This window comes from uncultured Subdoligranulum sp. (assembly GCF_937890665.1).
In genome coordinates, this window is record NZ_CALADU010000238.1 from 1 (window position 1) to 12,055 (window position 12,055).

The window sequence follows — 12,055 nt, forward strand, 5'->3', positions numbered from 1 at the left end:
CGGGTGTTCGTACAAAGGTCCTGATGCTCTCTGCCACCCCGGTTAACAATCGATTTATCGACTTGAAAAACCAACTGGCGCTGGCCTATGAGGGAGACTCTGCCCAAATCAATGAGAAACTGGATACCAGTACCACTATTGATGAAATCTTTCGCCGGGCCCAAAAGGCTTTCAATGAATGGAGCCGTCTTCCGGCTGAGGAGCGGTCCACCGATGCATTGCTCAAGATGCTGGATTTTGACTTCTTTGAGGTGTTGGACAGCGTGACCATTGCCCGCTCCAGAAGACATATTGAGAAATATTACGATACTGCCGATATCGGCAAGTTCCCAGAGCGGCTCAAACCGATCTCCCTCCGCCCCTGTCTGACAGACTTGGGAGATGCTATCAATTACAACCAAATCTATGAACTACTAATATCGCTCAATCTGTCTATCTACACTCCCACCTACTATATCATGCCTTCCCGGCTCTCCAAATACGAGGAACTTACCCATAACAAAGGGACAAGCCTAACACAAAAAGGACGTGAGGAGGGCATCCGTCGCCTAATGAGCATCAATTTGCTCAAACGACTGGAGAGTTCTGTCTATGCCTTCCGTCTCACCATTGATCGGGTATATCATTTGATCCAGTCCACCATCGAAACCATCCACGCCTATCAGTCCGGTGGCAAACTGCTGGAACTTGAGGACTTTGCAAATGTCGACGAGTTTGATATGGACGACCAGAATACCGACTATTTCTCTGTTGGAAAACGGATCAAAATTGACCTGGCAGATATGGACTACCTTTCCTGGCTGCGGGAGTTGGAAAAAGATGCCGATAACCTGCAGCTACTCTCCCTAATGATTGGGGATATTACTCCAAAACATGATACCAAGTTGCAGACACTGCTGGGGATGATTCAGAAAAAGCAAGCGAATCCTATCAACCCAGGAAATCGGAAAATGATTATCTTTACAGCTTTCTCTGACACTGCAGACTATCTTTACCAGCAGGTCGCTCCTTTCGTGAAGCAGGCATTTGGTTTGAATACGGCGGAGATTACCGGAACGGTTGATGGGAAAACCACAATCCCCCGCCTACGCGCTGACTTGAATACTGTGCTTACCTGCTTCTCTCCTGTTTCCAAAGGACGAGATATTTTAATGCAGGATAGTACGGAAGAACTGGATATTCTGATCGCCACGGACTGCATCTCCGAGGGCCAGAATCTCCAAGACTGTGACTATCTCATTAACTATGATATCCACTGGAACCCGGTGCGAATCATCCAGCGGTTTGGCCGTATCGACCGCATTGGCAGCCAGAACTCGGTGATCCAATTGGTGAACTTCTGGCCCGACATGGATCTGGATGAGTACATTAACCTGAAAAGTCGTGTGGAGACCCGCATGAAAATCTCCATCATGACCTCCACTGGCGACGATGATCTGATCAATGAGGAAGAGAAGGGCGACCTGGAGTATCGTCGTCAGCAGCTGAAACGGCTTCAGGAGGAAGTAGTAGATATTGAGGAGATGACCACCGGAATTTCCATCATGGATCTTGGGCTAAACGAATTCCGCTTAGATCTGTTGGAGTATATGAAGCACCATCATGATGTGGAGGCTACGCCTCACGGCATGCATGCTGTAGTTCCGGCCCGGGATGATGCCCCTGCCGGAGCCATCTTTGTACTCCGAAATGTAAATGACAGTGTCAATGTGGACAGCCGGAACCGTATTCATCCGTTCTATATGGTTTATGTCGGCATGGATGGGGAAATCCACTGTGATTACCTGGATCCTAAGCAAATGCTTGATACTATCCGTCTTCTGTGCAGGGGGAAAATGGAGCCTATTTCCGACCTGTGCCGGAAGTTTAATCAGGAGACAGATGACGGGCGTAATATGTCTGAGATGTCAGAATTGTTGAACATAGCCGTTAACTCTATTGTTGATGTGAAAGAAGAAAACGATATTAATAGCCTATTTAAGAGCGGTGGCACCACCGCCCTCCTCTCTCAAGTATCTGGTCTGGATGATTTTGAATTAATTTGTTTTTTGGTTGTTAAGTGACTAATAGCATAGGGGAAAATATTACTCTATTGGGGGTAGAAACCGTGTCGAAATTAAATGTCGATCAGAAGACCATTAAAGACCTTTTTCAAGATAAACGAGCAGATTTTTTGATTCCAGATTACCAGAGACCTTATGCCTGGGGAGAGACTGAATGTCAAACCTTATGGGATGATATTTTTACTTTTGCAATTCCAGATGAAGGACGAACAAAATTTGATCGAAATAGCGAATATTTTCTTGGCCCTATTGTCACATATAAAAACGAAAACAGTCAATTGGAAGTGATTGATGGGCAGCAGCGGCTTACTACTCTAATGCTACTTCTTCGCGCCTTCTATGCCAAATTTGGCCATATGAAGGACGAAGCATCTGTTGAAACGAGCAAAGATATCGCAAAATGCATTTGGAGGACAGACGAATTTGGAAAGCCCGATATGTCAGCCTTAAAAATTGATTCTGAGGTTGCGACCGATAAAGATAAGGATGAGTTTCTCGAAATATTAAAAGACGGTGTTATCAAAGCAGGCCAAAAGAGCAGGTATGCCACGAATTATCGATTTTTCCAAAACTGTATCGATGACTTCCTGGCAAAATATCCAACATATTTTGCTTACTTGCCCACTCGCATCATGAATAACTGTATTCTGCTCCCGATTGAAGCTGAATCGCAAGACACAGCACTCCGAATTTTTTCTACGCTAAATGACCGTGGCATGCCCCTCTCCGATTCTGATATTTTTAAGGCTCAGTTCTATAAATATTTTTCCAAGCGTGGAGAAAAAGACATTTTTATAAAGCGATGGAAAGAGCTGGAAGAACTGACGGAGTCGATTTTCCACCCGTTAAATGGAACTCCTATGGATGAGCTTTTTACACGGTATATGTACTATATCCGCGCAAAATTGGGGATTAAATCGTCTACTACAGAAGCATTGCGTAAGTTTTATGAGAAAGACGGCTATGCGCTTCTCAAAAAAGAAGATACATTCAATGATTTGATTACGCTTGCACAGTTCTGGGAAGATGTAGTCAATCAAGATAAAGATCACTTTTCTTCCAGAATTCTCCGACGCCTATTTGTCTTAAATTATGCACCTAACGGAATGTGGACTTATGCCGTCTCCGTGTTCTTTATGAAGAATAAAGATGCTGAGGGTCTTCTTGAGGAAGAGCAGTTCTATCAGTTCCTTAGAAAAATTACTGGGTTTATCTGGACGTATGCGGTTACGAACCCAGGTGTTAATGCTTTGCGAACTCCGGTGTATGCAGAGATGGTTAATATCGTTAATGGAGCACCTGTAACTTTTGCGGAGTACAAATTTGAACCAGAAAAGGTTCAGAGTATGTTTGGTAATTTTACCTTTAGCAACATTAGACCAATTACGAAGTCCATGCTGGCTTGGTGGGCATTTGAGGATGAGGAGCAGGAACTCTTTCCTCTTGAGACTGTATTAGAAATTGAACATATTTACGCCAGGAACCGGTATGAAAAAGATAAATCTCTTACAGATGTTAAGAATTTGGAAGCTCTGGGTAATAAAGCGCTTCTTGAAAAGCGGATCAATATCCGGGCAGCGGATTACCGCTTTGAGGATAAAGTGAAATATTATCAAGGATTCACTAATAGCCGTAACCAGCAAAAGGAGGGCACAAAGAACCATGAATTACGCTGCCTTTCTGAAACCGCAACTGATTTCACGGAAAAGGATATTCAAAAACGGACCGAGCAAATTATGGATGCGTTCCTAAACTATTTGGGAGAAAATGAATTACTAAAATAGCATCTGCTTTTGACCTTTTGGGGTATAAATGGAGGAGGGAGTCCCGATGCTGAATCTGCCGAAAAGCACGGAATTTAACAAGCGTATCCCCAAGCAGAAATTCTATGAGAACTTATCGGTGACACCCGCCCTGAAAAAGTCTTTTACGGAACAAATCCGGACGATCTGGTGGAGAAACAAAATTGCTGTCTCCACGGCTAATCTGGCTCCCGGTAAAACGGTCACAGAGTTGGAAGTGCTGGAGATTTGCCTGAACCGGCCCTCCCTGGATGAAACTGTCTTGCTCCAGATCGACCGGGAGATCCCCTACCACATTCTTTTCCTGCTGGAGCATGAAGGGAAGTACCAGGCATGGATCGGCTATAAGGAGGCCGCCTCCGGCAGTACCGCTTTTCAGGTCCGCCAATACTATCACACACAGTGGATGGACGTGGAGCTGCTTCCCCTCAAAATAGAGGGCCTTTCCATGGATGCGGTGTACGAGAACTTTGTCCGGCAGATCGCCGGAGAGAGCCTTGCCTCCAGCGGAGAGAAGGACTTGCAGGATTCCGTGGAGCGGGATCTTCGGCGGAAGCAGCTCCAAAAACAGATCACGGCACTGGAAAACAAGATCAGAAAAGAAAAACAGCTCAACCGGCAGGTGGAGTTAAATACGGAGCTAAAAGCGTTAAAAAAGCAGTCGGAGGAGCTATTATGATACAAGAATACCTTTTCAGCGGTGAAAAATATAGATATGAAGTCGAACACTATACATATAAATCTGTTAAGGTAAAAACATACGATATTGAAAATTCTGACTGCTGGCTTGTCACATTTTCATTGGACGGAGAAAATGAAAGAAATGCGAATATTCTTTCTGTTGTGAATGACTTCGTTGTAGACAAGTTTCATCCAACGATCTTAAGTAATGGATGCTCGGCTTACTACAACAGGGCCCTTTATCCACGTTTCAACGAATTTGAACGTAAGTTGAGGAAATTACTTTATTTAAAAAGTGCTTTAAGCCAAGACACAGGTGATACAGGCGTTATAAAGGATCTTGAAAGTAAAGATTTGGGAGAAATTTTTACCTTGCTGTTCTCCGATGCGCAATTCGTTAAAGATGTCAAAAAATCAATTAACGAAAAAACATGGCAGTTCACCAAAACAGAGATACTTGCAACATTACAGCAGATATCCGAAAGCACACTTTGGGATCGATTGATTGGAAATGACGCGGTTCCTTCATTAAGTACTGACTTTACACAGGTCAAACAGTTCCGAAATGATGTTATGCACGCACACAATATGGGAACAGTATCCTATAATTCTGCTCTCAACCTGCTAAAGAGGATCAATAGGCAGCTTGACATAGCAATCGATAAAATCATCATTGCTAAAGCAAAAACTCCACAGCATGAAGATAGACAAGATTTTAATACTGTAATAGAAAATGCCATTAAAGAGATGGATACTACTAAACAAGACTGGCGAGAACAGCTTGCTGAGGTACAAGCATCCATTTATACATTTAATAATGCGGGAATGCTTGCAACACTTGAAGAATATAACCGCATTGCAAGTTCTCCGGAATTTAACGCAATAAAGACATATCTTTCTTCCTACGAATTCTCTCAAATTCAGAAAAATATTGAACAAATTTCAAAAATTAAAATGGACATTCCTCCAGCGCTTCAAGAAATCCAAAAAATTGCTGGATCTATAAAAATACCTGAGTTTGAAGCACCAGCCGCATTGCTTGAATTGCAAAAATCGCTTCAAGATTTAAAAATAGATTTGGAGAATCCTAAGGAGTCGCCGGAAGAAACAGCGGAGGATAAAACTGATGAACCACATGAAATTTGAGACGCCGGATTTGACGGCGCAGAATATAGAGAAACTGGCCGCTCTTTTCCCCGGGTGCGTGACTGAGGGACCGGATGGCCACGGTGGACTGAAGAAGGCTATCAATTTTGACCTGCTCAAGCAGTTGCTGTCTGACGCAGTACTGGAGGGAGACGAAGCCTATGAGTTCACTTGGGTAGGCAAGAAAGCCGCCATCGTAGAGGCCAACAAACCCATCCGCAAGACTCTGCGCCCCTGCCCGGAGGAGAGCAAGAACTGGGACACCACGGAGAACCTCTACATCGAAGGTGACAACCTGGAGGTGCTGAAGCTCCTGCAGGAAGCGTACCTGGGCAAGGTGAAGATGATCTATATTGACCCGCCCTACAACACCGGCCACGACTTCATCTACAATGACCGTTTTGAGATGGACAAGCAGGAGTATGACCAGCAGATCGGCCTGTTTGACGAAGAGGGCAACAAGAACTTTGTGGAGAATTCGGAGAGCAATCCACGGTTCCACTCCGACTGGTGCAGTATGATGTATCCCCGGTTGATGCTGGCCAGAAATATGCTGTCGGACGATGGTGTTATTTTCATTTCTATTGATGATCATGAGTGCGCTGACCTGCTGAAAATGTGCAGCGAAGTATTTGGTGAAAGTAATTTTGTGGCAGATATTTCATGGCAAAGAACATATTCCACCCGCAATGACTCAAAGGGCGTTGTTAATGAGATAGAGCATATTGTTGCGTACAGCAAACAAACTTCTTGGACTCCATATGCATTACCCAGAACGGCAGAAATGGACGCAAAGTACAAAAATCCAGACCACGACCATACTTTGTGGCGTGCAGACAATGCATTTGCATCAGATGCGTCTACACACCAGGGAATGGTATATGCCATCCAACATCCGTTTACTGGGGAATTAATTTATCCAAGTGATAATGCACATTGGCGTTATCAGCAGGATGAAATGCTCCGTATTATGCAGGGATGGTGTCCGTACGAACTCAAGGACTTAGATGATGCAAACGAGAGAGCAAAAATCTGCGGAATAAGCCCAAAAGATGTTCGCCCAAATGTTAAAGGAATTGTTTTGTCTCTTCCTCTATCAATATCACAAAAGCTTGCACAAGAAGTTTACGAAACCGGACCATGGCCGCGGTTTTATTTTACAAAAAACGGAACTGGAGGAATAGCGCGGAAAACCTATCTGAATGAAAACAACGGGAAATTACCCACAAATTTTTGGGCTCACACGGAAGTAGGCCATACTGACGAGGCGAAAAAAGAACTCAAGAATTTGTTTGATGGCTCCGCTCCGTTTGACACGCCGAAACCGGTTCGCTTACTGGAGCGTATGCTTACCGTTGCTACGGATAAGGATTCCATTGTAATGGACTTTTTCTCTGGTTCTGCTACAACTGCCCACGCAGTCATGCGAAAAAACGCGGAGGATGGCGGTCACCGTAAATTTATTCTGGTACAACTTCCGGAAAAAAGTCCTTCTCCTCAATATGAAACCCTCTGCGACATCGGGAAAGAGCGTATTCGCAGAGCTGGAGAGGAATTAAGAGATAAGATATTCAATAACGCTGCACTTACGTTGGGGACGGTAATGTTTTTGCCAAAGGAAGAAAATGAAATTCTTGATAAATCCGATGTCCTAATTGACAAAGCCGCGGGATTCGATAATGGTTTCCGTGTTCTCAAACTGGATACTACCAATATGGAGGATGTCTACTATTCTGCCCAGGAGTATAGCCAGCAGATGCTCCAGAACATGGCCTCCAACATCAAAAGAGACCGTACCGACCTGGACCTGCTCTTTGGCTGCTTGCTGGATTGGGGGCTTTCTCTGTCCATGCCTTACCACTCGGAGCAAATGGAAGGCTGCACCGTCCATACCTACAACGAGGGTGATTTGATCGCCTGCTTTGATGAAAATGTACCGGAGAGCGTCATTCGAGAAATCGCCCGGCGTAAGCCCCTCCGGGCCGTATTCCGTGACAGTAGCTTTGCCACCAGCCCGGAGAAAATCAATGTGGGCGAAATCTTCAAGTTGCTGGCTCCTGATACCCGGGTGAAGGTGATCTGATGAATGCGGATTTCTTAGTATATCAAGCAAAATCTTTTTATAATGCCTATATTGCGCTTGAGCAAGTTGAGAGAAGCACAGGGGAACCTATGTATAATGTTCCTTTGCTGGTGAACGGTGCTTTTTCCATTGAGCTGAGTCTCAAGGCAATTCTGGTAAAAAACTCAATTGATTATGGAAAAGAGCATAATCTGCTGGTTCTGTTCTTAAAGCTACCCGAAGACTACCAGTACGAAATATTCAATTATTTGGTTGAAAAAGCGCCAGAATACAGAGATGCTCAAAAGTGTATGGATGAGCTCGTTTTAGCCTCCAATACTTTTGTTGATTGGCGCTACTGCTTTGAGGGAAAGCCTACGCCCGCCGTGGATTTTCGATTTGTTGCTGCTTTTGCAAATGCCTCAATTCGTACCATGCTCGCCCATTACGATGTAGCCTTAGTTCCTGTGTCGAAACCTAACTGGACAGATACGGAATTTGATGAAATGTACGAAGATAATCGAGCCCAATGCATAAGAAATAATTTGGAGCAGATCCGTAAGAAGTATAAGGGGAATCCTTTATGAAACTCCAATTCAAACATCAAAAATTTCAGGCCGAAGCTGCCAAAGCCGTGGTGGATGTGTTCGTCGGACAGCCCTACCTAACACCCACATACCTGATGGACCGGGGGTCTGAGATGCACCAGATTACCCTGGAGGAGCGGGAATTTACCGGCTGGCGCAATGAGCCCATTGTGCCTGAACTTAATGACCAAGTGGTGCTGGAGCATCTGAATAAGATCCAGCGAACCAATCAGATCACCCCCTCCGCTCGTTTAGAGGGCCGATACAACCTGACCATTGAGATGGAGACGGGCGTGGGCAAAACCTACACATATATCAAGACCATGTATGAGCTCAACAAGCACTACGGTTGGAGCAAATTCATCGTGGTGGTCCCCAGTGTGGCTATCCGGGAAGGCGTCTACAAATCCTTTGAGGTGACTCAGGAGCACTTTGCGGAAGAGTACGGAAAAAAGGTTCGTTTTTTTATCTACAACTCTTCCCAGCTTACGGAGATTGATCGCTTCGCCTCAGACAGCTCTATCAATGTGATGATTATCAACTCCCAAGCCTTCAATGCCCGGGGCAAGGATGCCCGGCGTATTTACATGAAACTGGACGAATTTCGCTCCCGCCGTCCCATCGACATCATTGCCAGGACCAATCCGATTCTCATTATTGACGAGCCCCAGTCGGTAGAGGGAAAGCAGACCAAGGAGCGACTAAAGGAGTTCAATCCCCTCTTTACGCTCCGCTACTCCGCCACTCATAAGTCGGACAGCATCTACAATATGGTCTATCGTTTGGACGCCATGGAGGCATATAACAAGAAGCTGGTAAAGAAAATCGCCGTCAAGGGAATCACCGAGAGCGGCAGTACCGCTACCGACGGCTTCGTTTACCTGGAGGGGATCAACCTCTCCAAGGCGGATCCCACCGCCACCATTCAGTTTGACTACCGGGGATCTGCCGGGGTTCGGAAGGTCACCCGCAAGGTTGGGATTGGCTATAACCTCTATGACAATTCCGGTGAAACCACAAAGCTTGAGGAATATAAAAACGGTTTTGTGGTGAAGGCCATTGATGGGCGAGATGACTCTTTGGAATTTCTAAACGGAGTCAAACTCTATGCCGGTGATGTGGTCGGTAAGGTCAGTGAGGAGCAGTTACGCCGGATCCAGATTCGGGAGACCATCCTCTCTCACATCGAACGAGAGAGGCAGTTATTCTATAAGGGCATCAAGGTTCTTTCTCTATTCTTTATTGACGAGGTGGCCCACTACAAGCAATATGATGCTGCGGGGCAGCCTTACAATGGCATCTTTGCAGATATTTTTGAAGAGGAGTACAACGATATTGTCTCCACTCTTCAACTGGGTGTTGGCGAGGAAGAATATCTCAAGTATCTGGATTCAATCAAGGCAGCGGACACCCATGCAGGATATTTTTCCGTAGATAAAAAGGGTCGCATGACGGACAGTAAGTTAGGAGACAAAAAGGAAAAGACCTCCGACGATATTGACGCCTATGACTTGATTATGAAAAACAAGGAACTGCTGCTGGACCGTGATCCGAAAAAATCCCCGGTGCGCTTTATCTTCTCTCACTCCGCCCTGCGGGAAGGTTGGGACAACCCCAATGTGTTCCAGATCTGTACCCTGAAGCAAAGCAGCAGTGAGGTTCGCAAGCGCCAGGAAGTGGGCCGCGGGCTGCGTCTGTGCGTCAACCAGGACGGAGACCGTATGGATGCCAATGTTCTGGGCAATGAGGTACACAATATCAACATCCTGACCGTTATCGCCAGTGAAAGCTACGAAAGTTTTGCAAAGGGCCTGCAGTCTGAAATGGCGGAAGCTGTGGCGGACCGGCCCCGTGCGGTTACGGCGGACCTGTTTAAAGGCAAAGTCCTCCAGGATACCTCTGGAAATGAACAGGTGGTGGATGAGGCCCTCGCACAAGCCATCTGCTATGACCTGATTATTAACGGCTATGTGGATCGTAAGGGCATACTGACAGACAAATTTTTTGAAGATAAGGCTAACAACCAAGTAAAAATTGCGGAAGAAGCCGCAGACTGTGCGGGATCTGTCCTGGATATTCTGGATGCCGTTTATAATGACCGAGTCATGAAGCCAGAGAATGCCCGAAGCAACAATGTGGAGCTGCAGGTGGATCAGAACAAACTGGCCATGCCGGAATTCAAGGCTCTCTGGTCTAAAATCAACAGTAAATCCGTCTATGTAGTGGATTTTAATACCGAAGAACTGATCCAGAAGTCAATTACCGCACTGAACCATAACCTTCGTGTTTCTAAAATCTACTTTAAGGTGGAAAGTGGATCTATGGAGGAAGTCAAATCTAAGGACTCTTTGCTGGAAGGGACTTCTTTCTCTAAGAAAAAATCTGAGATGTATTCCCAGGACAAACAAGTTCGGGCCAATAGCTCCGTCAAATACGATTTGGTCGGCAAATTGGTGGATGAAACAGGACTTACCCGCAAAGCCATCATTGCAATTCTAACTGGTATTGAGCCGTTGGTTTTCAACCAGTTCCGGGAGAACCCAGAGGAGTTTATTATCAAAGCAGCCGCCCTCATCAACGATGAAAAGGCCACTGCCATCATTCAGCATATTACCTACAATGTTTTGGATGACTGCTACGACACCGATGTGTTCACCGAGCCTACGCTAAAGGGCCACCTCGGGACTAATGCGATGAAGGCAGATAAGCACCTCTATGATCATATCCTCTATGACTCCACCAACGAGCGGGACTTCGCCACAGAATTGGACATTCACTCGGAAGTAGCGGTCTATGTAAAACTGCCAAATGGGTTTTATATTTCCACGCCAGTGGGACGCTACAATCCGGACTGGGCCATCGCATTCTATGAGGGGATGGTGAAGCACATCTATTTTGTGGCAGAAACCAAGGGATCCATGCGATCTATGCAGCTGCGTGATATTGAAAAAGCTAAGATCCATTGTGCCAAAGAGCATTTTAAGGCTATTAGCAACGGTGATGTTGTTTATGATGTGATCGATGGGTATCAGGCACTGCTCGACAAAGTGATGCGGTAAAGAATGTAGTGAAAGAGGTCTGCGATGGACAGCAAAAAATATATGCTTCTGATCAACGGGCAGGATAAAACTGACTCCGTCGCCAGCTTCCGTTTTCAAGGCGGTATGTGCGAGGTGGTCTATACCACGTCTCCTAAGCCTTATCGCTACCACGCCGAAAAGGTGCAGCTTCTAAAAGTACAAAGCCGAATTGATCCCGCGCAGTTTATCCTTACCGTGGACGGAAACCCTCTTTCGCAGGTCGATGAGATTCTGGATTTTGGCCCCTTTTATCGCTTCCTCAGAACGGGGAAAAAAGTCCTTACATGCTCCAAAAGCCAAGTGGAACTTCAGAAAAACTGCCTTATGAACCAGAAACAGGCAGGTGTTTTTGAGTATTTCAAAGAAACGGCATCGGCGGTCAGTCTGGTTGCCGAAGGTGGGCTCAATATCCTGAGTGCCCAGTACGAGCGAATCAAAAGTGTCAGCGACGCAACTGTACTATCCTGCTATCTGGATTCTTCCAAGAAGCCCGCGGTGCGGACGCTCCCCGAGGCAGTCATCTATCCTTTTGGCCTGAACCAGAGCCAGAAAACAGCGGTGGAGAATGCTCTTTCCTCACAGATCAGCATCATCCAGGGGCCTCCCGGTACCGGAAAGACACAGACAATTTTGA

General features: G+C 45.8%; 8 protein-coding genes. All 8 read left to right on the forward strand.

From position 1 onward, the window contains the following. Positions 1 to 2,063: helicase-related protein (locus Q0526_RS13305; RefSeq protein ID WP_298734473.1), on the forward strand; the 2,063-nt coding region annotated here is incomplete at its 5' end. A 44-nt stretch (positions 2,064 to 2,107) separates the two neighbouring features. Further along, entirely contained in the window at positions 2,108 to 3,847 is a 1,740-nt protein-coding gene (locus Q0526_RS13310; protein WP_298734475.1) for a DUF262 domain-containing protein, read from the forward strand. Between the two features lie 46 nt (positions 3,848 to 3,893). Beyond that, positions 3,894 to 4,544 carry a DUF4391 domain-containing protein gene (locus tag Q0526_RS13315; protein ID WP_298734477.1) on the forward strand — a complete coding sequence of 217 codons (651 nt, stop codon included), beginning with the start codon at positions 3,894 to 3,896 and terminating at the stop codon, positions 4,542 to 4,544. After that, on the forward strand, positions 4,541 to 5,692 hold the full coding sequence (locus Q0526_RS13320) for a hypothetical protein (RefSeq protein WP_298734479.1): 1,152 nt from the start codon (positions 4,541 to 4,543) through the stop codon (positions 5,690 to 5,692). The genes Q0526_RS13315 and Q0526_RS13320 overlap by 4 nt, the downstream gene beginning before the upstream one ends. Beyond that, positions 5,673 to 7,775, forward strand: a complete 2,103-nt coding sequence (locus Q0526_RS13325) for a site-specific DNA-methyltransferase (RefSeq protein ID WP_298734481.1) — start codon at positions 5,673 to 5,675, stop codon at positions 7,773 to 7,775. The genes Q0526_RS13320 and Q0526_RS13325 overlap by 20 nt, the downstream gene beginning before the upstream one ends. Continuing rightward, positions 7,775 to 8,341: a hypothetical protein gene (locus Q0526_RS13330; RefSeq protein ID WP_298734485.1), complete on the forward strand. Its 567-nt coding sequence runs from the start codon at positions 7,775 to 7,777 to the stop codon at positions 8,339 to 8,341. The genes Q0526_RS13325 and Q0526_RS13330 overlap by 1 nt, the downstream gene beginning before the upstream one ends. Beyond that, positions 8,338 to 11,400, forward strand: a complete 3,063-nt coding sequence (locus Q0526_RS13335) for a DEAD/DEAH box helicase family protein (protein ID WP_298734487.1) — start codon at positions 8,338 to 8,340, stop codon at positions 11,398 to 11,400. The genes Q0526_RS13330 and Q0526_RS13335 overlap by 4 nt, the downstream gene beginning before the upstream one ends. A gap of 24 nt (positions 11,401 to 11,424) precedes the next feature. Then, positions 11,425 to 12,055: AAA domain-containing protein (locus Q0526_RS13340; protein WP_298734488.1), on the forward strand; the 631-nt coding region annotated here is incomplete at its 3' end.

Bases quoted from the DNA above. Each gene is read 5' to 3' on its own strand.
- Q0526_RS13315 (WP_298734477.1), top strand. From the start codon at position 3,894: ATGCTGAATCTGCCGAAAAGCACGGAATTTAACAAGCGTATCCCCAAG.
- Q0526_RS13320 (WP_298734479.1), top strand. From the start codon at position 4,541: ATGATACAAGAATACCTTTTCAGCGGTGAAAAATATAGATATGAAGTC.
- Q0526_RS13325 (WP_298734481.1), top strand. From the start codon at position 5,673: ATGAACCACATGAAATTTGAGACGCCGGATTTGACGGCGCAGAATATA.
- Q0526_RS13330 (WP_298734485.1), top strand. From the start codon at position 7,775: ATGAATGCGGATTTCTTAGTATATCAAGCAAAATCTTTTTATAATGCC.
- Q0526_RS13335 (WP_298734487.1), top strand. From the start codon at position 8,338: ATGAAACTCCAATTCAAACATCAAAAATTTCAGGCCGAAGCTGCCAAA.